Raw genomic sequence first — 25,356 nt, 5'->3', positions numbered from 1 at the left:
CGCATTACACGCCATGGTAATGATGTTTTTCGACGATAATTGTACGTGGTTGGTAGGCAATTGCCAAAATTAAGCAGATCAACCAAACAATAAACGTAAAGCCCAATAATAAGTTAACAATAAAGATGATAATCGCACTGGGATGCTGCTTTTTAAAAGCAATATAGCTTGGTAAAAAGTAAAGCATCAATAACAATACGCCAAGTAACACGAGCATTGAGAACGGAAAAAACACCAATACAGCGACAACGACGGCAACAACAAACAGTAAATTAAGCAAAACACGCATAAGCACATCCTGAGGTTTAGTTTTAACTGGCAAAATCATAACAAAGATTGCTTATGAAAACCAAAGCAATCGTATTTTTATCTGCTTATTACTGTCTTTTTGGTTTAGATTTTATTGAATATTTGCTGATTAAAATCATAAGCTACTTGTTCGGCATCTGCCAATTGCAAGTAAGGATTGCCACTTAGGATATTATCCAATAGCAATTGCTCATGATCTGTTAACTCTTCCGTTAAATGAAAATAAGCCAAACGTTGCAGCCTTGAGCTTAATTGCAGCGGATTATGTCCATACTGACACAATAGTGCATGATAATCTTCAGCCTGTTCAACATATAACACACAATCATCATAGGTTACAAAATCCACCTCAACAGAGGTCGTACGCCCAATGATATTGTGCTTGCTACTGAGCATATCTTGATAAGCACCGACAAACATAAAGGCAAGATCATTAATCTCAGTGCATGGCAAGTTAATATAATCATTGCCTTCTTTATCTTTAAAAACACCATCGGCATCACATGAGATATCAAATAGCTGGCAGTCGATGCTTTCTTCCTCTGAGTAGTGTGTTACTGGTAATAATGGGAAATGTTGTCCAATCCCCCAGTGATCTGGTAAAGACTGAAATAACGAGAAATTAAGCCATAACTTTTGTGCATTTTGATCGCCCAAATAGCTGACACTTGAGCTGTCAACCAAGTCAGCTAAATCAATTTCACCATTTAACCACCCTGCTTGTAAAGCCTCGTCATAGCTTGTTTGAGTAACAATTTCATTCTCTGCTTTTTGATAAAGAGGTGAAACGATTAACACACTTGACATCGCCGTCACAGCTCTGCCTGACTCAGTAATAATCGTTGGGGGTGGCAGTTGGAAAAGATCGACAAAATAGCTAAATGTTCTAACAATCGTTTCAGCATAATATGGCAATTGAAAACGTGGATTTTGGGTATCTTCATAATCAATACCTAAGCCACCACCTAAATCAATCATTGTCAGATTTTTACAATCATTTAATAGGTTGCCATATAAGCAAACCATCATATTAATATGCTTCTCAACCTGACTTAACTGCTTAAGTTGTGAACCGATATGTCCATGCAGCAATACCACTTTGTCACTCAAATTAAGCGCTTTTAGTTCATTATTAACAAAATGAATGTCTTTTAAGCTAAGACCAAACTTAACACTATGCAAATCCTCATGAAATGGCTTTGTACGGTAGCCTAATTTAAAGTAAATCGCCGATTCATAGCTTAGAGATTTAACAACTGCTAATTCATCAACATTTTCGAGCACCATAATGACCGTGTAACCTAGCTTGGCAGCTAAGTTGGCAAGTTCATAAAATGCCTTGTCTTTAAAGCCATTGCAAATGATATTATTTTCCTTTGCAGCAAGTGCTAAAACGCTTAGCAACTCAGACTTACTGCCAACTTCAAAGTTAAAAGGTAAATCATATTTATAAGCGCACTCTTTTAAGGTCTCCATCACCGCAGCATTAGGGTTTACTTTGATCGGATACGCTAACTGATAAGCACCTTGATAACGGTAATTTTCCATTGCTTTGGCAAAACTTTGGTAGAGGTTTAACATCCTATCTTCAGTGATGTGTTTAAAGTTTAGTACACAAGGCTTACTGCCGCCTTTTTGTAGTACTTTGTCAATGATCTCGGTGAGTGGTTTCGACTGTGTGAAACTCTGACCATAATGAACACACAACTGATTGTTTTCATCATAACTGAAGTAGGGTTGAAATGTGTTACGTGTGTTAAATGAATTGATATTATGCATAGAACCTCTCCTATAGTTTGTAAAGCGCACCTTAAGCTATTTAACTCATGTGCGCCCTATTCATTGAAGGCCATGGAAACTCCCGTTTTGTGCCAATTAAACAATTATCTGACTCTCATCAGACAAGTTTGATTTAAAGCGTTGATTCATATATGAAGTCTAGCACTTAAAATCAAGACTGCTAAAAATTTTGCATAAAGTAACAGCAAGTTATTTCGCTGTAAATAAATTTTTTTGCTAAAAAAAATAAAAAGATTATCTATAAACTCTGTTCAATATGATTACTGGCTTTGCTGTACTTTTTATATAGCCAATAAATCGCCATTGGTAAGAGTACTGCCGGTACGCCAAAGTAGAAGGCTGGTCTTAATTCTTCATTGAAAAATAACAGCACCAAACAAGCAACCTGCAACCAGATTCCCAAGAGTGGCACCAATGGATAAAATGGCGTACGGAACTTGCCTTTTAATTCAATCTTGTGCTTCTTGCAATGCTTTCTAAAGTTGTATTGTGACCAGCAAATTGAAATCCAGCATACCGCACCGGTAAAGCCAGAAATGCTTAAAAGGTAAGAAAATGCTGCTGTTGACGAGAAAAAGTATGACAAAATCAAAAATATCCAGATGCAAATTAAAGTGAATATCGCCGCAGGCATTGGCACTTGATGGCGATTAAGTCTTGAGAATATTTTTGGTGCCATCTTTTGATTTGACAAACCATACAACGCACGCACCGTTGCATACATGCCACTATTAGCGCATGAAAAAGCTGCTGTTAGAATCACAAACGTAAAGACGCCAGCGACCCAGTGAAAACCATATTGCTGCAATGCTAGAACAAAAACCGAAGTATCACTTTCCATTTTATTCCATGGGAATATGAGCACTAATAGCAATACTGGTACTAGATAAAGCAACACGATACGAATAGCAATATTGCGTGAAGCACGTGGAATAGCAACATCAGTATCAGTTGACTCAGCCGCTGCTAAACACACGATTTCAGACCCTTGGAAATTGACAAGTAGCATGACCATTAAACTAATCACAACAAGCTTGCCATGCGGGAAGAAACCACCATCACCAAGCAAATACTCAGTACCAATCGTTGGCATTTTGCCGCCACTTTTATATAGTCCAAAAAAGATGAATATTGCCAACACACTAAACATCACAATCGCGACAATTTTAACAATCGACAGCCAAAACTCCATCTCACCGAAAATACGTACTTTGGATAAGTTAATAACGGTAATCATCAATCCAAATAGCATCGCCCAAGTAAATGCAGGCACACTTGGGATAATATAATGCATAATAATGCCAGCTGCCGTACACTCAGCCGGAATATAAGCAATCCAATTAAGCCAGTATGACCACCCTGTGCCACATGCCCATGTTGGTGAAATATAATCACTAGCATACTGAATAAACGAACTTGAACTGGGCATTGCCACCGTTAGCTCGCACAGACAAAGCATCACTAAAAACACAATCAATCCGCCTAAGGCATAAGATATTAAAACTGCAGGACCTCCTTGGGCAATAATATATCCCGTGCCGAGGAAAAAAGCTGATCCGATAATGCCTCCCAAAGAAATCAATTCCAGATGGCGTAGTTTAAGGTCTTTTCTTAGTGTTTTTACTTCCGTCATTGCGATCATGCCTTAAGTTTTATGGTGACAGAAAGTGCGAATATTAGAGCCAATTTTTTTGCGGGTCAATCAAAAATTTAAGGTCAAAAAATATTTTTTTCATCAATCTTTTTTGCCCCACTTTTTATGGGCTTTTTTATGGTCTTTTTTCATCCGAGTTGTTGGCGCATTTTATCAATAACTTCCTTATAATCTTGCGCATTAAAAATTGCTGATCCGGCGACAAATGCTTGAGCTCCACAGCTTGCAATTTGAGCAATATTATCGACTTTCACCCCGCCATCAACTTCGAGCAAAATATCACTTTTATATTCTTTAATCCATTGCGCTGTCGTGCTTATCTTATCATACATCGCATCGATAAAACTCTGCCCACCAAATCCTGGGTTTACCGTCATGATGAGTAGCCTATCGACCTTTTCAAGCACATGCTGACAGACGCTAACAGACGTCGCCGGATTTAAAGCAATACCTGCATCAATGCCAAAAGATTTGATTAACCCCAAGCTTCGATCAACATGCTTTGATGCCTCAGGGTGAAAGACAATACTTGTCGCTCCGGCTTTAGCAAAGCTCTCAATCATCGAATCAACAGGCTCAACCATTAAATGCACATCCATGCCAGCATTAATGCCATCATCGCGCAATGCCTTTAATATCATTGAACCAAATGTTAAGTTAGGGACATAGTGATTATCCATCACATCAAAATGAATATTATCAGCGCCGGCTTTTAATACCTTTTTAACATCATCACCTAAATGTGCAAGATTTGCCGATAAAATGGATGGGTTGATTTGAAAATGCATCTAATGATGCTCCTTATAGCCACTCAACAATGCCTGTGATTGTACCTTAATGCAGCGCAAAAGGCTTACGCTTTATTTAAATCAATTTGTTACTTGCCGCTATAGTACTTCTCCAAATCATCCGCGCCACCGATATGCTGACCATCGATATAAATTTGCGGTACGGTTTGGCGATTAGTTAACGCCTTGACGGTACGCATTGAAGCGCCATGCCCCAACACGACTTCTTCATAGCCTTGATTCTGCTCTGTCAATAACTTTTTAGCACGTTTACAATGTGGACACCCTGGCTTAGTGAAAATGGTCACTTCTTTCGGTAATTGCGCATTAGGTGCAACAAACTTAAGCATCGTATCCGCATCAGAGACTTCAAACGGATCACCTGCTTTATTTGGCTCAATAAACATCTTGGCAATCACGCCATCTTTTACAAGCATTGAATAACGCCATGAACGCTTACCAAAACCTAAAGCCTCTTTATCAACCAAAAGCCCCATTTTTTCGGTAAACTCACCATTGCCATCAGGGATAAAATCGATATTTTCAGCCTTTTGTTCTTTTTTCCACGCGTTCATCACAAAGGTATCATTGACTGACATGCAAACAATGCGATCAATGCCATGCTCTTTAAATACTGGAAACAGCTCATTAAACCGCGGTACATGAGATGATGAACACGTTGGCGTGAAAGCGCCTGGTAATGAGAACACAATAACATTTTTACCTTTAAAAATATCATCGCTTGTCACATCCTGCCACTGCCCATCTTGCATGGTTTTAAACGTGACATTTGGTACTTGCTGGTTTTCTAAATTTGGGAACATTTATTGACTCCTGTTTTATTGATTGCTTCGTTATTCATTAATATTGATTGATGCATTTAGACTATGTATTTGCGTCTTATACACCTGTTTTGCCATTGTAGATGTTGCATAAAAATCTGTGCCTGCTAACGCAAGATTACCACCTAACAACATAACACTGATTGTGATACTTGTAATCTTTTTCATACTTTTCTTCCTTAGTGCTCTTTGTGATGTCAACACTATAACAAACGCTCAAGCATGTGATAAATATATTGTATTTTAATTATTGATCAGTTTTTTTTATTAAAAATTCACACCTTACCAAAGACAACTGTCATCAACAAAAAAACATACAATAAACTATCGACAGCATCAACATACTTATGTATCGTTACAAAAATACAAGAACAAGACTGTTTAATTTTAAAAGGATGACTATGGATACCCAAAACTTTATTAGTAAACATGGCATTGACGTACATTATCAAAAAACACCATGCCAATATACAACCTTAAATCATATTACTGAAGCCCTGCATCAATATAAAGGCATGATGCTCTCCTCAGGAATTGAATATCCAGGGCGCTATAATCGTTGGGAGCTTGGGTTTTATAATCCACCGCTTGAGATTATTGCCTATGGTGATCATGTTGTTTTTTATGCGCTTAACCCACGTGGTGTTATCTTGTTACAGCTTTTAAAGCCCATTTTTGCGGGCAACGCCCATGTCAGCTTAGAAAAGCATACTGAGCTCACCTTGATATTATCAATCCATTTATCCAATGAAACATTCAGCGAAGAAAACCGCAGCTTGCAGCCATCTGTCGCTTCTGTGTTACGTATTATTAATCAAGAATTTGCACCGTTAAAAGATAACATGCTTGGGCTTTTTGGCGCATTTGCGTATGATCTTATTTTTGCCTTTGAAACAATGCCTCTAACGCAAACACGCACTCAGGACAGTAAGATTTATCACTTATTTTTCGCTGATCACGTTTATGCTATTGATAAGCAAAAGGATCAAGCTTTTGAGTTAACTCTAGAATTTAGCCAACATCAATTAACCACAAAAAACAGCTCAACTGATGCTTTTAAACTACTTGCCATTGATCAAACAGACTTCAGCGCACAATCGACAATTGAGACCTCAATCTCTGATGAAGAATATGCCCAACTTGTTAAAAGCGCCAAAGAAGAAATGAAAAAAGGCAATATCTTTGAAGTTGTCTATAGCCGCCTATTTAAAGCGCGTGTGTCAGGCTCTCCTGCGCAGTTATATACACGCTTAAAACAAATGAATCCAAGCCCTTATGAGTTTTTCTGTCAATTAGGCGATGAACAAATCGTCGGCACCTCACCAGAGATGTTTGTACGCTGTGAAGGCAAAAATGTTGAGTCTTGCCCAATTTCTGGCACCATTCGTCGTGGCAATAACGCAATGGAAGATGAGCTAAAAATTCGCGAACTCCTGAATTCCTACAAAGATGAAGTCGAATTAACGATGTGTACCGATGTTGATCGCAATGACAAAGCGCGTATTTGTGAGCCTGATAGTATTGAACTGATCTCAAGGCGCACGATTGAACGTTATGTCGGACTTTTCCACACTGTTGATCATGTTAAAGGCGTATTGCGCGATGGTTATAATGGTCTTGATGCTTTCTTAAGTCATATGTGGGCAGTCACCTTGACTGGTGCGCCTAAAAAGCGCGCGGTAAGCCTGATTGAACACAATGAAAAGCAACCGCGCAATTGGTATGGAGGTGCAATTGGCTGCTTAGGGTTTAATGGTGATATTAACTCAACCATCACCATCCGCACCGTACACTTAAAAGATAATATGGCATATTATCAATCAGGTGCGACTTTAGTATGGGATTCAAATCCGCAGGAAGAAGCCTTGGAAACAATCACTAAAGCGACGACTTTTTATAAAGCTCTAGGGCAATTTAATCCCAAAGCAAGCCAAGACACATGGCAAGCACAGCGCTTTGATCACATCAAAGCGATTATGATTGATCACGAAGACTCTTTTGTGCATACCTTGGCAAGCTATTTTCGTAAACTGGGTGTTAAGCTTAGCACCTATCGCACGGGCACCATTACTGCTGATGAAATCATCAAACAAAAACCTGATTTAGTGATTTACTCACCAGGCCCTGGCACACCTGATGATTTTAAGCTACCGCTAATGATTAGAGACATCACCAAAGCAGGCATCCCACAATTTGGCGTGTGCCTAGGTCTTCAAGGCATGTTTCAAGCCTTTGGTGGCAAACTTAGCTATCTTGATAATCCACATCATGGCAAAACTTGGAAACTGACACATCAAAGTGATATTTTTAAAGACGTACCACAACACGCTGAGGTTGCTGCTTATCACTCAATCATTGCTGATCCAGAAACAACGCCTGATTGCTTGAGCGTCATTGCGAGCAATGAGCATCAACATATCATGGCAATACAGCATAAAACCCATCCTGCAATCGCCGTGCAATTTCATCCTGAATCAATATTAACTTTAAAGCATAATAGCGGGATTAAGATTGTGCAGAATGTGTTGAGTTCATTGATTAGTAGGTAGTAAGTATTTCAGCTCATCAAGAATAAGTTAAATTTTAACTCCCCCTCACCCTTACAGCTTAAGCTGTACGACCTATCCCACAGGGGGAGAGGTTATTTATACATAACCACATTACAAATCTTCAGTCTTAAACTCACTATACCCCTCATAGTAGTAGCTAATATCTATGCCTTTCATAAAGAGCGCCCTATCGTTTATTTGCGTGGTTAATGCTTGTTTGAGCAAAACTTTGATTTCAATATCCTTAACCACACTGCGCTCCATTGCCGATAAATATTCATCCTTATCCACTTGATTCCAGTCAATCACATGCTGAATTTCTTTTTTTAGGATCAAATCTAGCCAAATGCGTGTTGCACGTCCATTGCCCTCTCTAAATGGGTGTGCGATATTCATCTCAACATACTTTTCAATAATCTCATCAAAACTGGTTTGTGGCATAGCATCGATATATTTTAATGATTGCTCAAGATACATCAAAGGTGCAAAACGAAAATTACCCTTGGCAATATTCACCTCACGAATTTTGCCAGCAAAATCATAGATCTCTGCAAAAAGATAAGCATGGATATACGATAATCCCGCGAATTTGCCAACTTCAACCTGATCAATATCACCACTGATAAATAGCTGTTTCGCCTTCTGCTTACTTATTTTTTCTTCTGCTTTAGCCAGTTCTAATTGATTGGTGATATTTAGTTTATTTGCCAAAATCATTTTTAAGTTTCTCCAAGTTAATCACCTCAGTCTAAGCATCCCGTTAAACCACTTTCCCTACAAGATAGCTTAAATCTTTACCATTAAGAATACTTGCTACAGCCAGCATTTTTTTGCCTGGGAATTGTAATGAACCAATATTGACTATACCATCTTGCGCCTGAATTTTAAGTCCCTTTTTATCTACGCCAATAATGCCACCAATCGCCGAATTTGACATCTGATGAATAATCTCAATATCGGCAAACTTGACTGCTTCGTCATCAATCATCATATAAGCACTTGGCCAAGGACTAAAGGCTCGAACTTTGCAATCAATTACGTGACAAGGATTATTAAAGTTAATCAACCCTTCTTCTTTAGTCAACTTATGGGCATAAGTCGCACCCTCAGGCTGCACTTGCGGGTTTAATGTATGCTCTGCCATCTCTTTTAGCACAGTGCAAACAGCAGGGACTGATAACTCTGCCAAGCGATTATGTAAGCTTAAACTAGTGTCATTGTCTAAAATAGGCGTTTCAATCACATGTAGGATATCACCAGTATCTAAGCCTTCATCCATATGCATAATCGTAATACCAGTCTTATTGTCACCTGCTTCAATCGCACGCTGAATGGGGGCAGCCCCCCGCCATTTTGGTAAAAGCGATACGTGAATATTAATGCAGCCCTGTTTAGGGGTTTCCAGCACCACCTTTGGCAATAATAAACCATAAGCAATAACCACCATCACATCGGCATTTAAATCGGCTAGTTGCTTGATTGCTTCAGGCTCTTTTTTGAATGATAACGGTTGAAACACTGGAATATCATGCACCAAAGCACACGTTTTAACTGGCGAGCACTCCAGTTTTTTACCGCGCCCTTTAGCACGATCTGGTTGCGTGAAAACGCCAACAATATTGTAATTTTCTTCAAGTAAGGCACTTAGCACATGTGCTGAGATATCTGGCGTACCAGCAAAGACGATACGTAACGATTTAGGATTATTTGACATATAAGCACCTAAACAATGGTTTATTGATAATCATAGATATTCGGATCTAGCCAGAATATGACGGTTTGCGGTCATTCTCGGATTTGATCCGTGAATCCAGAAAAATACCTGATAATATTTGCATAGCTACTTATCGCTATTTATTTAGAAAACTCAATAGATTAATGATAAGCGTAAGCGTAAAGATTAGCACCATCTAACGGTCCAGTATTGCCTGAAGCCACACAATTACCAATGACTTTGGTGGCACCATACTGCGCTGCTACTTCTTTGGCTTTTTGCACATTTTGCTCACACGCTGCTTGGATTTCTTTTTTGCTCGTATAATGCGTATCAACACGGATAATACCAATTGGCGATTCATTAAGCCCATTAACCACAGGCACCGCCTTTCTTAAATTCATATCTTCTGAGGCATAAAACTGCACATCCTGAAGCTTGACCGGCGAGTAAATTTCTTTGGTTTGCGGTAAATACACCGCATGCGCTTCGTATTTTGTTTTAGGGACAATCGCCCAAAAAAAGCCAATTACGGCAATTAAAATCCCTGCATAAATAATATTTTGTTGAAAACGACTCATAGCAATCAATAAATCAATACTCTGGTTTTGGTTAGCGCGTATCATAGCACAGTCGGCTTATGACAATCCAGATGGCTCATGGCTGATTGTCATATTTCATGATTATAATGCAGGTAAAGCCTGTAAGGCGTCTGTCATGATAATGTTATCAAATGCATCGCGAGGCAAAGCACCATAACTGTCCTTATTTCGTTGTAACAAGCTACATGTCTTGTCATTAGGGCTTTGATCAAGTGCCACACATTCGAAGCCTTGATTTTTGAGAATCATATTTCCCACGAGCACATTGGTGGTACCCTCAGCAAGAATAAGTGCATCCTTTTCCTTGTTGGGTCTTTGAGGATTAAGATATAAATTATCTGATAGGGTTGATATTGCTTTGTTACGCACCCTAGTCCCATAACTACCCCATCCATAAATGACATTATTGCTCATGTTTAGCTCACCTGGACTTGAAAACTGTGGTGATCGCTGAAAGTTATTGTAAAACAAATTATTAAATAGCGTGATTTTGGTTGGAGCAGGCGTCATGTTATTGTCAGTGACAAGCATCCCCTTATATTTTATATTTAGCACGTCAACACCCTCGATTACATAAGCAATAATGCTATTTTTGATGGTAATGTTATAACTGCTATTATTAATATCGACATTTTTACCAAACTCAACATCACTCTGACTCGAATTTTCGATTGAAGCATGATCGACTACAATATCATGCGCACCATTTGTAATTAATAGCCCATATTTTGCAGCAAACCGAATACGCAGATTGGTTAAGTTGATATTATGACTGTTTGAAATGTAAATTCCTTGGTTTTCTATCTGTGTATCTTCTGGAAAGGCCAAATTAATATAAGCTAAGTCTTTTATTACAATAGGTGTGTTAAGCTTAATTGTGCCTTGGGTTTTAAACACAATATTGCGATTCCCAAATATAAGAGCCTCTCTTAAAGAACCTATGCCGCTGTCATTTAGATTAGTTACATACACCGTTGATAAATTAATAGCAGAGTAGCCATTTTGACTAAAAAAACAATAAAGGACAGATAATGTTGCTAAAATGATTCTCATCTATATTTCCTCAAATTATGCGTATGCTTTGAGTGTAGTTGGCTAAAGCAAAATAGCAACAACTCTTCTGTTATCGACTAAGCTCACGAATCACCAAGAAGATTAAAAACGGTGCACCAATTAAAGAAGTAATCACACCAACAGGAATAACCATGGGATAAAGCAAAGTTTGCGATAAAAACTGACTGATTAGCATTAAAATCGCACCACACAAAAAGCTGCTGGTCAGCAAATACTTCATTTTATTCGTACCAATGCACATTCTGGCAATATGAGGTGCAACAAGCCCTAAAAAGGCAATGGGGCCGGCAACCGAGACAATCGCAGCAATTAAGAATGCCAATAACACAACCAACTGAATCAATAATCTTTTGACATCAAGTCCCATCATCATTGCCTCAGATTCACCCAGACTCAATAAATCAAATGCCTGATTTCTACAATAAGCAAAACTGCAAAATATCATGGTAATAATAGCTAATAATATCACCTGCTGCCAAGTGATGTTGACGAAGCCGCCAAACTGCCACAAGGTGATTTGCTGCAAGGTTTGCGCTTGGCTAAAACTCATAATCAACGCCGTTAACGCGCTAAAAATCGCTGAAACACCGACACCAAGCAAAATCACTATGGCGATATTAGCAAGGCGATCCTGAAAGCTAATCACCAGCAAAAACACAATAAGCACGATAAATGCGCCAAACACACACGCAAGGAAAAAAAGCAAGTACGAATAATGCGACAATGTCACAAAATAGGCAGGTAAGATAAACAACAGCACCAACCCAACAAATTGGCTGCCCGAGGAGACGCCTAAAATACTGGCATCGGCTAATGGATTACGTAATACCAACTGCAAAATGGCACCACTGACACCCAAACCACCACCTACAAGCGTTGCCGCAACCCAGATGATGAGTTGATATTGCCAAAACAACTGACTAGCTAGCAAACTGTTTAAATGCACATTGCGCCCATACGACAGTGAGCTCACGATAACAAACAGCACGAGCAACAATAAGCCTAATATGAGATTAAAGCCAACAACTCTACTTGCCTTATTTATTTTTTTAATTTTTCTCACTTTATTTATCTGTGTTTGCAACTTTTTCGCCCTTTCACCATAATTTACCACCTAAAGGCATAATTAGCCTTGCCAATTATCATGATATTCGTTATAAAATCGATATATTTTAACGATACAATAATGCATTTGCGCTACCATTATTGGTAAAGTGCGACAAAATAACAAGGGAAACAAAATGCCGGCAGCTTTTCAAATCAAGGGAAGTCTCTTTACGTTGAGCGTATTACAAATATTGAGTACAGATCTTGAGGACATTGAAAAACAAATCACAACCAAGATAAAACAAGCGCCGCAATTCTTTAATAATACTCCAATGGTCATTGAATTAACTGCCTTAACAAGCGGATTAACGATTGAATTTATCGAAAACTTAACCGAGATGTTAAGAAAACACACACTACTTACCGTAGGCTTTAGATTACCTGATCAGACGTTAACCGATGCCTTACAATCGAAAGGTTTTCCAATCTTCAAAGAAGGGAAAAACATTCCCGCGCCGATGGTTTCCGTTAATAAAGTCTCAACGTCACAACACAAAATCATCAGCTCACGCGTGCGTTCAGGTCAGCAAGTGATCTCACAAAACGGTGACTTGATTATTTTATCGTCCGTAAGTTCAGGCGCTGAGTTATTAGCCAGTGGCAATATTCACGTATATGGTACATTACGTGGACGTGCAGTCGCTGGCTTAGATGGCGATACCAGTGCGCGAATTTTTTGTCACAAATTAGAAGCAGATCTTGTATCAATTGCAGGTCAGTATAAAATTTTTGAAGAACCTGTTGAACCGCTTGGAAATGACAATAATGGCTATCAAATACAGCTAAAAGACGGTACAATCATGATCAGCCAAATTTAGGCTCCCCCCCTTTTTAAGAAAATAACAATTGAATCAAGGATTAAATACTGTGAGCACAGATTCCAAACAAACCAAAAAAAATGCCAAACCGCGCGCCACAACCGTGGTCATCACCTCAGGTAAAGGTGGTGTTGGCAAAACCACAACAAGTGCCGCGATATCATTAGCATTAGCCATGAAGGGCTTTAAAACCGTTGTTATTGATTTTGATGTCGGTCTTAGAAATCTTGACCTTGTCATGGGCTGCGAACGCCGCGTTGTCTATGACTTAATCAGTCTTATCAATAAAGAAGCAAACATCAATCAAACATTGATTAAAGATAAACGCTCTGAAAATCTTTACATTCTACCTGCGTCACAAACGCGCGACAAAGATGCATTAACCGAAGCTGGCTTAGAAGATATTATGAAGGAGCTTAAAGCAAATTTTGATTATATTATTTGCGACTCGCCTGCAGGTATTGAAAAAGGCGCATTAATGGCAATGCTCCATGCCGATAAAGCGATTGTGGTTACCAATCCTGAGGTTTCCTCTGTGCGCGATTCAGATCGTATCATTGGTGTGCTATCCAGTAAAACACGTAAAGCCAAAGAAAATGGTGAAGCCGTTGACGCTAAGCTTTTGATTACACGCTATGATCCGACACGTGTTATGCAAGGTGAAATGCTATCACTTGATGATGTCAAAGATGTGTTATCTATCCCGCTATTAGGTGTTATTCCAGAATCAAAAATGGTATTACAAGCATCAAATTCAGGTGTGCCGGTAACCGCTTATCAAGACAGCGAAGCCGGTCAAGCTTATATTGATGCTGTTGAGCGCTTCTTAGGTCATGATAAACCACTGCGCTTTATCACTGCAGAAAAGCCAGGGCTTTTAAAGCGTCTATTTGGAGGAAAGTAACATGGGATTGTTTAATTTTTTTAAAAGTAAACCTGAAGTAAAAAATAGCGCGCATATCGCTAAAGAGCGTTTACAGATCATCGTATCACACCAGCGAAATGAAGCTCACTCTGGTATTAAAAAACCAGATTTCATCAATAAACTGCAAGATGACATTCTTGAGGTTGTCAAAAAATACGTCAATATTGGACATAATGACATAAAAATTGACATCGATAGCCAAGGAGATAGATCTGTCCTTGAGCTTAATGTTACTATCCCTGAAGAGTCAAACCAACCTAAACAAGCATTAAACGCCTAATGTCTCACGATCACCTTGCTGTAAGCTTTGATAAAGTCTCCTTTTTCCGTGGTGAAAAATGCATTTATAAAAACCTAACATGCAATATCCCCAAGGGGAAAATAACCGCAATATTAGGTCCCTCAGGCACTGGCAAAACCACCCTTTTGCACCTGATTGGTCGCCTGATAAAAGCTCGAAGCGGTGATATTCGTGTACTTGATCATGAGCTTGATTCATTAGATAAAAAAGCATTACTGGCTTTACGTAAGAAAATGGGCGTTTTATTCCAATCAGGCGCTCTTTTCACGCAATTATCGGTATTTGATAATGTTGCCTTCCCTCTGCGTCAAAACAGCAACCTAAGTGAACACCTCATTCATAACTTAGTATTAATGAAGCTGCAATCTGTTGGACTGCGTGGCACAGCTGATATGATGCCTAGCGAGTTATCAGGTGGTATGGCTCGACGCGTGGCGCTTGCGCGCGCCATTGCATTAGACCCAGATCTTATGCTTTATGATGAGCCTTTTACTGGTCAAGATCCTATTTCTTTAAAGGTAATTTTAACCCTAATCAAAGAGCTTAATGATGCGCTGCATATGACATCCGTAATTGTCTCACATGACATTGATGAGGTGATGAGCATTGCTGATCATGTCATTATCATTGCCAATCAACAAGTGATGCTTGAAGGATCACCTGAATTTATCAAAAACAGTAAAGACCCATTTGTCTCACAGTTTCTATCCGGTAGCGCAGACGGTCCGGTGGCATTTGATTATCCTGCGCCTAACTTCTTAAGCACATTGCAATAAATGAGGAAGTGATTCATGCTAAAAATAATCCAAGTGCTTGGTCGCAACACCTTAAATACAATAACCAATCTCGGTGAGTCAATATTACTGGCACTTGAGATGACATTTGGGCGTTGCAATCCACGTAGCATTATTACGCAAACCTATCACGTTGGCATAAACTCGGTTTTGATCATTCTGGTTTCAGGTTTATTCATTGGTTTTGTCTTAGCACTACAAGGCTTTTATACACTTGCTAAATTCAGCGCCGAATCGGCTTTAGGTCCAATGGTTGCCTTAAGCATTATTCGTGAGCTAGGACCCGTAGTCACTGCTTTATTATTTGCTGGACGCGCAGGCAGCGCACTAACCTCTGAAGTGGGGTTAATGAAAGCCACTGAACAACTTGCCAGCCTTAATATGATGGGCGTTGACCCCGTGCGTTTTATCTTGGCACCTAGATTCTGGGCATGTGTTTTAAGTGTGCCTATTTTAAATTTGTTTTTCTCAACCATCTCGATTTGGGGTGGGTACCTTATTGGTGTCAAACTATTGGGTCTTTTTAGTGGTACATTCTGGGGTAACATGCAGGCTTCAGTATTATTTTATGATGATGTAATGAACGGTATTTTAAAAAGCTTGGTATTTGGCATTGCCGTGGCGATTGTCTCGCTTTATCAAGGCTATAATTGTCGCGCTAATTCCGCAGGTATTGCCCAAGCCACAACAAAGACCGTTGTCTATTCCTCTTTAGCAATTTTAGGTCTAGACTTTCTAATGACCGCCTTAATGTTCAAAGGAGTTTAAAAAAATGTATAAGAAATCTTATGAGCTATTAGTAGGTGTTTTTGTCCTTCTTGGCATTGTTGCACTTATCTTTATGGCATTAAAAGTTAGCGGAATGTCGCTTTCTGGCTTTGATAATAGCTCTTATCAAGTCAAAGCACAGTTTCAAAACATCGGCAGCTTGCGCCCGGGTGCTGCAGTACGTATTGCCGGTGTTGAAATCGGTAAAGTTGACAGCATCACCTTAACACCAAATTATAATGGCTTTATTGCTGATGTGACTTTAAACATCAATAAACGCTATAGCAATATCCCTAGCAGCTATGGCGCTGCCATTGATACAAGTGGTATTTTAGGCGATAGTTTTATTGCCCTTCACCCATCAGATATGGACATATCTGGGTTATATAACAGTAAATACTTAGAAAATGGTAGCACCATAGAGTTGTCAAATACCTCTTCAGCCATTAACCTAAACTCACTGATCAACACCTTTGTATCAGGTTCTGGAGATAAGAAGTAATGAATAAAGTAAATAGAACAAAAAAAATTATAGCAGTGGTAAGTACCATTTTAGCAGCAAGTAGCATACAGCTAAGCTATGCAGCTGACGCTAAACCTGCAACAACGGTAACAACCGCAACTTCTGCGGGCACAAAACCCGCTGCCGAGGTTAGCAAACCTGCAACAAATACCGATCCAGTAGCACTACTGCAAAAATCTATTGTTGAAACACAAAAAACATTGATTAAATCAAAAAATGAATTAAGTCAAAACCCCAAAGAACTGATCCAGTTAATTGATACGCATGTGATGCCACTTTTAGCGACTAATATCATCGCTCAACTTTTAGTTGGCAAAGGACGTTGGCAAGCAGCTGATAAGCCCGAGCAACAGAAGTTTATCACTGAAATCACACAAATGTTGGCCTATTCATATGCTGAGAATATTGCTCAAGCAGGTAATTATGATATTCAAATATTTCCCTTTAGCAACAACTCGTGGCAAGGACAACGTCTTATTGTGGTAACTGGCAAAATCATTAATTTGCAAAATCAATCCTCTTCTGATTTGAGTATTAAAATGCTAAACGAAGCAGGAAAAGACGCTGCAGCTAAGTGGAAAATTTATGATCTATCTGTTGCGGGTGTCAGCATATTAGATAACTTCAGAGCGCAGTTTAAAGACTATAAAACCCTTAAAGATATTAACCTTGCCATTGAGAAAAAAAACAATGAGCTTATCAATAAAAAATCCAAATAGTTTTAGCCTGCAAGGCGATCTTAATTTTAGCAACGCTGCAAGCATTGAAAAAGAACTAGATCGTGCGCTTAAATCGGTAACATCAACACTAGCAATTGATCTTAATGATACTCAAGAGATTGATAGCGCCGGCATCGCACTTCTTATGCATATTATCCACCACTGTCAAAGCAATAACATTGACCTGCAGTTTACAGGTCTTGTTTCAGAAAATGCTAAATCATTGATTAACATCCACGGTTTGGATAATCTATTTTCACCTTTTATAAAACAATAACAAATAAGAGACTACAAATCATGAATACAGTCGAATTAAAAACTTTAATCGAGAATAAACTAGGGGCTAACACCACCGCACTGATTGAAAGTGATGATAACGTGCACTTTAATGCAACGATTATCAGTGATGTTTTTAGCGGGGTTCTAAGTAAAGTCAAACAACAACAGATGGTTTATGCCGCAATTAATGAGTACATTGCATCAGGTGAATTGCACGCCATTGCTATGAAAACATACACACCTGAAAAATGGCAAGCATTAGCTAAGTAAACCTAATAATTGGAGTATCACAATGTCAACAACCGCTTGGTCAATACCGATTATTGTGATGATGATTCTTACCATCGTCAGTGTTTTTATCACCCTATTTAGTCGTATTCATGCTATTCGCAAAGAAAAAATCACACTGAATGATTTGCGGACGATGGATTTTTGTAAGAAAGAGCATCTTTGGCTTGAAATCACCTCAAGACATCTTGATAACTTATTTCAAATGCCTGTGCTCTTTTATATCTGCTTTATCATTATCTTGCTCAATCCAGAGCTCATGCAGATCAGCTATTTTCTCATCCTTGGTTGGCTATTTGTTAGCTTTAGGATCATTAACTCAATCATCCACTTAACAACGAATAATTTAAGCTTAAGACTCTGCTCGTTTTTATTATCAACTGCTTTTTTGTTTACGATAATTCTAACGCTGCTGATCGAGTTGATTAAGCTGCATTAATCATCAAAGCTTAATTTTTTCTATCAACCGTAAAGTACTGATGATCAATTGACCAAGAGCGATACAGTACGTTATAAGTATTGACAGAAACAGCATTAAGACTTGATTGATAAAGTGTCTCATAAGCCTTTGCAGCATTACCATCCGTAGGGCCCAACAGCTCAATATTGTATTTACGACACCATTTCCGCACCGTCGTGGTTTTAAAGCCAAACTTGCCAGCAACGTCCTCATAACTTAAGCCTTCGTTTGAATAATCCTTTAGTACTTCTTCTGCTGGTCTTCCATACTTCTTTGACAGAATGATTTCAAAGCTCTGAGAATATTGATTTGCCATTGTTTTATTACTCCTTCCTCCATCTAAACATCGTGTTCATTTTTAGCTTCATGCTGATAGTCACCTTAAGACGTTTAAACTTCTGTTTATTTAACTTAACTTTTTTTAAATTTTTGTTTTTTAGTTATTTTTGTAATTTAACTTCTGCTGTTATTGATAACCAAACTTACGGCATCCGTCAAGCACTTCACGCAAATAATCGTTAACACACCTTCATTTTGTTCAATAAAACAGCAACCCCTTGCACGCCAGCATGATTGCCTAGATGTGCTGGCATAATTTTTACCTCGTTATAAAAAGGCAATACTTTCTCTTGAAAACGTTGTCGTAATGCTTTGATAAAAAATGTCTCCTCTGAGATCGCGCCACCAATGATAATCAGCTCAGGCGCCAAGATATGCGTCAATGAAATAAGTCCGACAACAACCTGATGCAAATACGCTTCAAACACCTGTAGCGCAATAGGGTTTTTATTAAATAACTGCTCTTTAAAATGCGCTATACTTACCTCTTTACATTGTGTTGCAGCGCAATAGCTTACTAATAACGCTTTAGCTGAAGCATAACTTTCCCAAGCCCCTGGTAGCATATTTTGTGCTTTACCACTGTTTTGTTGATTATCCTGTGCATTTGTCAGCAAATAGCCAAACTCACCTGCTGCATTATTAAATCCACGATACAGTTGACCATTAATAATAATTGCACCACCAATACTCGTACCCAATGTTAAAAAAAGATAGTTCTGATAATGACTCTCCTGCCAATAGACTGCTTCACCAATGGCAGCAGCATTAACATCATTTTCAATCACCACAAGCTCAACGCCTGTTTCTTGTTTAAAGCGCTCAACTAACGGGTAATTTTCTAGCGCTTTAACATAAGGTGAACCAAAAGCAATGCAACCTCTTTGAGGATCTACAATGCCATGACACGAAAAACCAACACCCACAATGTGATATGTCTTTTTTAATTCTACAAAACGCACAATAAATTGCTGAAGCAGCGCCTCAGGATCGATGATTTCTCCGGTGTGATATTTATCAGCTGTAACGATATTTCCCGCCAGATCAATCAGTGCATATTTGGTGTAGGTACCGCCTAGGTCAAAACATAGGTAACTCTTCATATTGTATTAGCGAGCTTTACTTAAAGGATGTGTAGCATTAGCATATACCGCTTCGACTATTTCAGCTAATAGAAAGCGGATAAACCATTTAACTTTTGACTTTTTTGCACAAAACTGCAACAACTGATTGAAAACATCAAGACAATCCTTTAAAATCTTGCCACCTTTTAGGCTGAGTTTATGCAGTTTTCCAGTGAATGCCGTAAACTCAATGTATAACTAACCACTGGCTTAAGATATATTGGAACTAAACCATGACTGAAAATTTTAAAGACCTCTTTGAAGCTTCACTAAAAGAAACTGAAATGCGTGTTGGCAAGATCATCAAAGCAACTATTGTTGCGATTGATCGTGAATTTGCTTGGATTGACGCAGGTTTAAAATCAGAATCTATCGTTTCTCTTGATCAATTCAAAAATGATCAAGGCGAAATTGAAGTTCAAGTTGGTGATCAAGTAGATGTTGTGCTTGATGCATTAGATAATAGCAACGGTGAAACACGTCTATCTCGTGAAAAAGCGAAGCGTATCGAAGTTTGGGATGCACTTGAGAAAGCATGTGATGATCAAGAAACTGTATTGGGTCGCATCACAAACCACGTTCGCGGCGGTTACACAGTTGAAGTTAAAGGCTTACGTGCGTTCTTACCAGGATCTCTTGTTGATGTTCGTCCATTACGTGATATTTCTCACCTAGAAGACAAAGATATCGAGCTTAAGATTGTTAAACTTGACACTAAGCGTAACAATATCGTTGTTTCTCGTCGTGCGGTTATCGAAGCTGAGACACAAGAAGATCGTGAAGCATTGTTCGAGAAGTTAAGCGAAGGTTCAGTTGTTAAAGGTGTTGTTAAAAACATCACTGACTTTGGTGCATTTATTGACCTTGGCGGTGTTGATGGTTTATTACACATCACTGATATGTCTTGGAGTCGCATCAAGCACCCAAGTGATATGCTAGCGCTTGGTGATGAAATCGATATTAAAATCATCAAATTTGATAATGATAAAGGTCGTATCTCTCTTGGTATCAAGCAATTGGGTGAAGATCCTTGGGCAAGCGTTGCTGAAGAGCTTGCTGTTGGTACTAAACTTATGGGCAAAATCACTAACATTACTGACTACGGTTGTTTTGTTAAGCTTAAAGAGGGTATTGAAGGTCTTGTTCACACATCTGAAATGGATTGGACAAACAAGAATGCTAATCCGCACAAATTAGTTTCTTTAGGTCAAGAAGTTGAAGTGATGGTATTAGAAGTTGATGCTTCACGTCACCGTATCTCTCTTGGCATGAAGCAATGCATTATCAATCCATGGCAAGCATTTGCTGATGCACATAAGCCAGGTGATAAAGTTAATGGTAAGATCCGCTCTATCACAGACTTTGGTATCTTTATTGGCTTAGATGGCAATATCGATGGTCTGGTACACATTTCTGATGTTGCTTGGAACAAAGCTGAAGACGTTGTTAAGCAATTGAAGAAAGGTGAAGATATCGAAGCCGTTATGCTTTCTGTTGATATCGAGCGTGAGCGTATCGCACTTGGCATTAAGCAGCTTTCTGATGATCCATTTACACAGTACACCTCTGCAAATGACAAAGGTGCTAAAGTAACTGGTGTTATCACTGCTGTTCAACAAAATGGTGCCAACGTTGAGCTTGCACCTGAAGTAGAAGGCTTCATTCGTGTTGCTGATATTTCACGTGAGCATGTTGAAGATGCCCGCCATGTTCTTAAAGTAGGTCAAGAAATTGAAGCACGCGTTAGCAATATTGACACTAAGCGTCGCAGCATCAACCTTTCAATCAAAGGCTTGGATGAAGATATGGAAAAAACAGCTAAAACTAACTACAAAGCTGAGCAAATGGCACCAACAACCATTGGTGACTTGATCAAAGAAAAATTGAACAAGTAAAAGCAATTATATAAGGCAACAATTATGTTGCCTTTCTTGCTTTATCTGTTTTATTTTGACTAAATTAAAGGACTTAATTTGTTTTGCGAATCATGTTGACATTTTTATATAAGAAACTTTCATTACCTAGAAAAGCGTCAAGATGGTTTGTATTTCCCTCAACTATCATTATATTTTTAATAACGATGTTCTCATTAACTTCTTGCACACATCACTCATGTGAAGAAAATGATAGCTCTACACGTTATATCTCATTGCTGTTGAATCAATACATCAATGATAACTATTTTGGATTACTCGAAAGAGTTCGCCATGAAAAAGGCATTACAACAATTTATTTTGCCTCTCGCGCACGCGTTACCCTCCCTTCGCAAACAGAGGTTCAACAATGTTGGGTAACAACAAATAATTCAGAATATCCACTACCTGCTTTTCAAACGATGTCTGATAGCTCATTTTATACTTTAAGCAATAGCAGCAATGCGCCTTGTTATCTCAATATGGTTATTGATTACGATGCATCAACCAAGCTCTGGGATGTACATGTTTATAACTTCAACCCTGACCAACTACCATTTTCTTGGATATATAAACAGGTATTAGGCAATATTGAAGTTGGTTTATATAATCTAACCGTTTAATTTCAACTTCACTATACAGCTATACCCATCACAAACCATCTTACAGAATTTTTTGCTTTATATTTTGCGTGTTTTTGTCAAGTTGAGTTTTGATAATAGCGAATGCGTTAAGAAACAATGAATAGTTTCATTGTTTTAGCAAATGAGCGCCCAAAGACTCTGTCAAGGGCAACTATTACCTACAATCCAGCTTGACAAAATCTTCACAAACTACTTTACAACCAAACACCGCAAAATGATTTACGATGGGTATAAATTCATCTACCATATGGCGATTGAAAATTTCCTTTTCTATATTAATGATCCAATTTACTACACTGCTTGATGAGCATGGCTTTTTGAAAGATCATAGACAATGGTCAGCTGATATTGCTTATATTTTTGCCAAAGAAGAAAATATTATACTAACCGAGGCGCATTGGCAAATTATTGATTTCTTACGTGAATACTATGAGGTACATAAAACAGCGCCGGCGATTCGCCTTTTGGTGAAGTCTCTCAAAGAAAAATACGGCAGCAACATTGGCAATAGCCTTTATCTACAAACCCTATTTCCGATCTCACCTGCAGTACAAGCCGCTAAAATCGCAGGATTGCCCAAACCTAAAAGATGCATTTAATGATGTTAACCGTAAAAGTTAAAAAATTACTTCACAATGAAATTCTTATCAAATCTCTAGGGACAATGTTTGTACAAGGCTTAGGACAGATGACTGCCTTTGCCTCTGCCATTTTATTGGCACACTATCTAACTGTTTCTGAATATGGGCAATATATGTTTGGTGTAACCATTGCCACGATTTCTGCAGTGATTGCCACCTTAGGAGCCGATGGGATTTTAGCTCGTAGCTGGGGCTGGTCTAGCAACAACGGGGTTACACGTACAAAAGAAGTTTTCCAACTACACAACTGGTTTTGGCGCCGCGGGATACTTATTCTGATCTTTGCTTGTATCGGCTGTTTTAGCTATATTTATTTATTTGATCGTAATGCCAGTTTTATTGAGGTTTTTGCCTTTTTATTTGCATTGCCTTTTTTTATTGCCAATCTTTTGCAGTCTTTTTATGTTGCTAATAAAAAAGTGATTTATGCCAACTTAATCCAGTTTATCATGCGCCTGATTATGCTATTGATCATTGGCATCTATATTGTGATCGAGATTCACAATGCACCCCTGCTTGTTGGCTCAATGCTTGCTGCGATTACCCTTTATATGTTTATATTATGGTTAAAAATAAGCGTCAAACACGGATTTAAAAGTCATAAGCCACAGGGTAGCAACCTCTCTTTTATGTTATTGAAATGGGGGAATTTATTACTAAGCCAAATTGACATTGTCTTACTGAAAATATTCTCTAATAATGAAAGTATTGCTTATTACGCCGTGGCACTGCAATTAAGCGCCTTAGTCGTCTTTGTTTTAAATGCAGTGAGTGCCAACATTATGGCGCAAGTAGCCAATGACTATAAAATGCTATCACGTGATGCATTTCAAACTAAAATCACCGAGTATACACGTATTATCTGCGGACTTTCGGCACTTGGTATGGTGGCTCTGATTATTGCAGGTTATTGGATCACTATACTTTATGGTCAGGCGTATACCCAAGCTTACTCACTATTTTGTGTATTAATGATTGGTCAAGCGGTCAACGTCCTCTGTGGTAGTGTCTTTACCATTTTAAATATGGCAGGATTTGAGAAAACAACATGTCGTGTCTTTTACATCGCACTTGTTATTAATATTGTCCTAGGCATTGCGCTTATTCCAAGTCTACATGCCTTTGGTGTCGCCATTGCCTCAGCGATTGCGATGATTTTCTGGAACTTGGTATTAACTTATTTTGTGATCAAGAAACTTGGTGTTAACCCAACTATCTTTACCTTTATCCATAAACAATGCTAGCACTACGCTACGATTATAAATACAGCTGTGACTGCGCTTGTAATGAACAAAACTTGATATATTCTTTTTTGAACTTTTGCCAAGTTGATGCTTTTTGCTGTGTTTCTTTTGTTACGGTCATTTTCTGCTCCTATTACTTGAATTTCAAAATATTGTTTCTAACGATCATGTGATCGAATTGGATGCATTATATTCAGATAAATGTGAAAAAACCGTTTCAAGAAAGTATTGCGATGTAAAAAAACTGTTACATTACTGATTTTGTTATCCCAAATTAATACTTCACAGCAATTGCCCTGCTAGAATGTACTCATCATAATCAATAGGAGAATCTCGATGTATCAACATAATATTGGCATGAGTTTTATCTTAATGTGCACAGGAGGTATAGCAATGGCAACTGATTACCAACATTTTAATGCAGATGTAAAACAGCAAAAGCTAAGCACATTATCGACATTGCAATATCAAGTAACTCAAGAAGAGGCAACAGAAAAACCCTTTGAAAATAGCTATTGGGATCATAAAAATGAAGGCATTTATGTTGATGTAGTTTCTGGCGAACCGCTGTTTAGCTCAACGGATAAATTTGATTCAGGCACAGGTTGGCCAAGCTTTACAAAACCGATCGATACAAAATATATTCAGGAAAAAGAAGATCGTAAGTTCTTTTTTATCGTGCGCACGGAAGTCCGATCTTTGCTGGCTGACTCACATTTAGGACATGTTTTTAATGATGGACCAAAACCTACAGGACTTCGCTATTGTGTGAACTCAGCAGCACTTAAGTTTATCCCAAAAGATGAAATGGCTAAAAGCGGCTATGGCGCCTATCTTTATCTATTTGATGATAACAAACCATCGGAATAACCATGCGCGTTATCTTTAAAAAGACTTTACTCATCGTCATTGTCATTATTCTATTTGCATTGGCATTACTTGGTGCAATTTTGCCGATCATTCCGGGATTTATATTCTTTTTCGCTGGAGTGATCGTGCTTTCATGGCTTGTCCCACCCGTACGAAGATGGCTTCACAAACTATTACATCGCTTTCCAAGACTAGAGAAACATGTGTTAAAAGCAGAAGATAAATTGAAGAAATGGTTTGGGCATTCTTAATGGCTACCCTTTAAAA

General features: G+C 38.5%; 30 protein-coding genes. 17 read left to right on the top strand and 13 right to left on the bottom strand.

Annotated features, from left to right (window positions below; genetic code table 11):
• Window positions 1–4 precede the first annotated feature (4 nt).
• The 6 genes from NYP54_RS01100 to NYP54_RS01075 all read right to left on the bottom strand — a co-directional run bounded on the left by NYP54_RS01100 (window position 5) and on the right by NYP54_RS01075 (window position 5,561).
• Window positions 5–289, bottom strand: coding sequence for a superinfection immunity protein (locus tag NYP54_RS01100; protein ID WP_283156786.1), 285 nt, complete (start codon window positions 287–289; stop codon window positions 5–7).
• A 104-nt stretch (window positions 290–393) separates the two neighbouring features.
• Window positions 394–2,088: an arginine decarboxylase gene (locus NYP54_RS01095; protein ID WP_283156785.1), complete on the bottom strand. Its 1,695-nt coding sequence runs from the start codon at window positions 2,086–2,088 to the stop codon at window positions 394–396.
• Between the two features lie 259 nt (window positions 2,089–2,347).
• Window positions 2,348–3,751 carry an amino acid permease gene (locus NYP54_RS01090; protein WP_283156784.1) on the bottom strand — a complete coding sequence of 468 codons (1,404 nt, stop codon included), beginning with the start codon at window positions 3,749–3,751 and terminating at the stop codon, window positions 2,348–2,350.
• A gap of 140 nt (window positions 3,752–3,891) precedes the next feature.
• Complete coding sequence (gene rpe, locus NYP54_RS01085) at window positions 3,892–4,551, bottom strand: ribulose-phosphate 3-epimerase (RefSeq protein ID WP_283156783.1); 660 nt, start codon at window positions 4,549–4,551, stop codon at window positions 3,892–3,894.
• 89 nt (window positions 4,552–4,640) lie between these two features.
• Window positions 4,641–5,375, bottom strand: coding sequence for a glutathione peroxidase (locus NYP54_RS01080; RefSeq protein ID WP_283156782.1), 735 nt, complete (start codon window positions 5,373–5,375; stop codon window positions 4,641–4,643).
• Between the two features lie 30 nt (window positions 5,376–5,405).
• A complete protein-coding gene (locus NYP54_RS01075) occupies window positions 5,406–5,561 on the bottom strand; it encodes a hypothetical protein (protein ID WP_283156781.1) in 156 nt (51 codons plus the stop codon).
• 233 nt (window positions 5,562–5,794) lie between these two features.
• On the opposite strand from NYP54_RS01075, the gene NYP54_RS01070 reads away from it, so the two are divergent.
• Window positions 5,795–7,942 carry an anthranilate synthase component I gene (locus tag NYP54_RS01070; protein WP_283156780.1) on the top strand — a complete coding sequence of 716 codons (2,148 nt, stop codon included), beginning with the start codon at window positions 5,795–5,797 and terminating at the stop codon, window positions 7,940–7,942.
• A gap of 111 nt (window positions 7,943–8,053) precedes the next feature.
• Here the strand turns inward: NYP54_RS01070 and NYP54_RS01065 are convergent, their stop codons facing one another.
• The 5 genes from NYP54_RS01065 to NYP54_RS01045 all read right to left on the bottom strand — a co-directional run bounded on the left by NYP54_RS01065 (window position 8,054) and on the right by NYP54_RS01045 (window position 12,395).
• On the bottom strand, window positions 8,054–8,659 hold the full coding sequence (locus NYP54_RS01065) for a protein adenylyltransferase Fic (RefSeq protein WP_117001250.1): 606 nt from the start codon (window positions 8,657–8,659) through the stop codon (window positions 8,054–8,056).
• A 43-nt stretch (window positions 8,660–8,702) separates the two neighbouring features.
• A complete protein-coding gene (gene fmt, locus NYP54_RS01060) occupies window positions 8,703–9,656 on the bottom strand; it encodes a methionyl-tRNA formyltransferase (protein WP_283156779.1) in 954 nt (317 codons plus the stop codon).
• Between the two features lie 161 nt (window positions 9,657–9,817).
• Window positions 9,818–10,237 (bottom strand): hypothetical protein, encoded by a 420-nt coding sequence (locus NYP54_RS01055; protein ID WP_150468902.1) that lies wholly within the window; start codon window positions 10,235–10,237, stop codon window positions 9,818–9,820.
• Window positions 10,238–10,339: 102 nt separating this feature from the next.
• Window positions 10,340–11,311: a right-handed parallel beta-helix repeat-containing protein gene (locus tag NYP54_RS01050; protein WP_283156778.1), complete on the bottom strand. Its 972-nt coding sequence runs from the start codon at window positions 11,309–11,311 to the stop codon at window positions 10,340–10,342.
• Between the two features lie 70 nt (window positions 11,312–11,381).
• Window positions 11,382–12,395 carry an iron ABC transporter permease gene (locus tag NYP54_RS01045; protein WP_283156777.1) on the bottom strand — a complete coding sequence of 338 codons (1,014 nt, stop codon included), beginning with the start codon at window positions 12,393–12,395 and terminating at the stop codon, window positions 11,382–11,384.
• A 178-nt stretch (window positions 12,396–12,573) separates the two neighbouring features.
• Here NYP54_RS01045 and minC point away from each other — a divergent pair, with 178 nt between their 5' ends.
• From minC to NYP54_RS00995, 10 genes are all read left to right on the top strand, one after another.
• Window positions 12,574–13,257, top strand: coding sequence for a septum site-determining protein MinC (gene minC, locus NYP54_RS01040; protein ID WP_283156776.1), 684 nt, complete (start codon window positions 12,574–12,576; stop codon window positions 13,255–13,257).
• A gap of 103 nt (window positions 13,258–13,360) precedes the next feature.
• Window positions 13,361–14,161, top strand: coding sequence for a septum site-determining protein MinD (gene minD / locus NYP54_RS01035; RefSeq protein ID WP_117001382.1), 801 nt, complete (start codon window positions 13,361–13,363; stop codon window positions 14,159–14,161).
• Window position 14,162: 1 nt separating this feature from the next.
• Entirely contained in the window at window positions 14,163–14,462 is a 300-nt protein-coding gene (gene minE, locus NYP54_RS01030) for a cell division topological specificity factor MinE (RefSeq protein ID WP_117001244.1), read from the top strand.
• The gene (locus NYP54_RS01025; protein WP_283156774.1) at window positions 14,462–15,259 is read left to right on the top strand and encodes an ATP-binding cassette domain-containing protein; all 798 of its coding nucleotides are present in this window, start codon (window positions 14,462–14,464) and stop codon (window positions 15,257–15,259) included. The genes minE and NYP54_RS01025 overlap by 1 nt, the downstream gene beginning before the upstream one ends.
• A 15-nt stretch (window positions 15,260–15,274) precedes the next feature.
• The gene (mlaE, locus tag NYP54_RS01020) at window positions 15,275–16,045 is read left to right on the top strand and encodes a lipid asymmetry maintenance ABC transporter permease subunit MlaE (RefSeq protein WP_283156773.1); all 771 of its coding nucleotides are present in this window, start codon (window positions 15,275–15,277) and stop codon (window positions 16,043–16,045) included.
• Between the two features lie 4 nt (window positions 16,046–16,049).
• A complete protein-coding gene (gene mlaD / locus NYP54_RS01015; protein WP_283156772.1) occupies window positions 16,050–16,547 on the top strand; it encodes an outer membrane lipid asymmetry maintenance protein MlaD in 498 nt (165 codons plus the stop codon).
• Window positions 16,547–17,287: an ABC transporter substrate-binding protein gene (locus tag NYP54_RS01010; protein WP_283156771.1), complete on the top strand. Its 741-nt coding sequence runs from the start codon at window positions 16,547–16,549 to the stop codon at window positions 17,285–17,287. The genes mlaD and NYP54_RS01010 overlap by 1 nt, the downstream gene beginning before the upstream one ends.
• The gene (locus NYP54_RS01005) at window positions 17,259–17,564 is read left to right on the top strand and encodes an STAS domain-containing protein (protein ID WP_283156770.1); all 306 of its coding nucleotides are present in this window, start codon (window positions 17,259–17,261) and stop codon (window positions 17,562–17,564) included. Before NYP54_RS01010 ends, NYP54_RS01005 begins: the two co-directional genes overlap by 29 nt.
• A gap of 20 nt (window positions 17,565–17,584) precedes the next feature.
• The gene (locus tag NYP54_RS01000; RefSeq protein WP_151194076.1) at window positions 17,585–17,836 is read left to right on the top strand and encodes a BolA/IbaG family iron-sulfur metabolism protein; all 252 of its coding nucleotides are present in this window, start codon (window positions 17,585–17,587) and stop codon (window positions 17,834–17,836) included.
• 22 nt (window positions 17,837–17,858) lie between these two features.
• Window positions 17,859–18,293 (top strand): MAPEG family protein, encoded by a 435-nt coding sequence (locus NYP54_RS00995; RefSeq protein ID WP_283156769.1) that lies wholly within the window; start codon window positions 17,859–17,861, stop codon window positions 18,291–18,293.
• Window positions 18,294–18,303: 10 nt separating this feature from the next.
• Here the strand turns inward: NYP54_RS00995 and NYP54_RS00990 are convergent, their stop codons facing one another.
• The gene (locus NYP54_RS00990) at window positions 18,304–18,630 is read right to left on the bottom strand and encodes a helix-turn-helix domain-containing protein (protein ID WP_117001236.1); all 327 of its coding nucleotides are present in this window, start codon (window positions 18,628–18,630) and stop codon (window positions 18,304–18,306) included.
• Window positions 18,631–18,832: 202 nt separating this feature from the next.
• Window positions 18,833–19,756 carry an ROK family protein gene (locus NYP54_RS00985; protein ID WP_117001235.1) on the bottom strand — a complete coding sequence of 308 codons (924 nt, stop codon included), beginning with the start codon at window positions 19,754–19,756 and terminating at the stop codon, window positions 18,833–18,835.
• 254 nt (window positions 19,757–20,010) lie between these two features.
• Between NYP54_RS00985 and rpsA the strand changes: the two genes are divergently transcribed.
• The 6 genes from rpsA to NYP54_RS00955 all read left to right on the top strand — a co-directional run bounded on the left by rpsA (window position 20,011) and on the right by NYP54_RS00955 (window position 25,340).
• A complete protein-coding gene (rpsA, locus tag NYP54_RS00980; RefSeq protein WP_283156768.1) occupies window positions 20,011–21,672 on the top strand; it encodes a 30S ribosomal protein S1 in 1,662 nt (553 codons plus the stop codon).
• A 185-nt stretch (window positions 21,673–21,857) separates the two neighbouring features.
• Window positions 21,858–22,313 carry a hypothetical protein gene (locus tag NYP54_RS00975; RefSeq protein ID WP_150468901.1) on the top strand — a complete coding sequence of 152 codons (456 nt, stop codon included), beginning with the start codon at window positions 21,858–21,860 and terminating at the stop codon, window positions 22,311–22,313.
• A 299-nt stretch (window positions 22,314–22,612) separates the two neighbouring features.
• The gene (locus NYP54_RS00970) at window positions 22,613–22,933 is read left to right on the top strand and encodes a TusE/DsrC/DsvC family sulfur relay protein (RefSeq protein WP_283156767.1); all 321 of its coding nucleotides are present in this window, start codon (window positions 22,613–22,615) and stop codon (window positions 22,931–22,933) included.
• Entirely contained in the window at window positions 22,924–24,219 is a 1,296-nt protein-coding gene (locus NYP54_RS00965) for a polysaccharide biosynthesis C-terminal domain-containing protein (RefSeq protein WP_283156766.1), read from the top strand. Before NYP54_RS00970 ends, NYP54_RS00965 begins: the two co-directional genes overlap by 10 nt.
• 357 nt (window positions 24,220–24,576) lie before the next feature.
• The gene (gene msrB / locus NYP54_RS00960) at window positions 24,577–25,089 is read left to right on the top strand and encodes a peptide-methionine (R)-S-oxide reductase MsrB (RefSeq protein WP_283157499.1); all 513 of its coding nucleotides are present in this window, start codon (window positions 24,577–24,579) and stop codon (window positions 25,087–25,089) included.
• A gap of 2 nt (window positions 25,090–25,091) precedes the next feature.
• Window positions 25,092–25,340 (top strand): hypothetical protein, encoded by a 249-nt coding sequence (locus NYP54_RS00955; RefSeq protein ID WP_117001231.1) that lies wholly within the window; start codon window positions 25,092–25,094, stop codon window positions 25,338–25,340.
• Window positions 25,341–25,356: the final 16 nt, after the last annotated feature.

It is taken from the genome of Cysteiniphilum sp. QT6929, assembly GCF_030035755.1.
Lineage (GTDB): Bacteria > Pseudomonadota > Gammaproteobacteria > Francisellales > Francisellaceae > Caedibacter > Caedibacter litoralis.
Note: the sequence above shows the minus strand (reverse complement) of the source record. Positions and strands in the feature narration are given on the sequence as shown.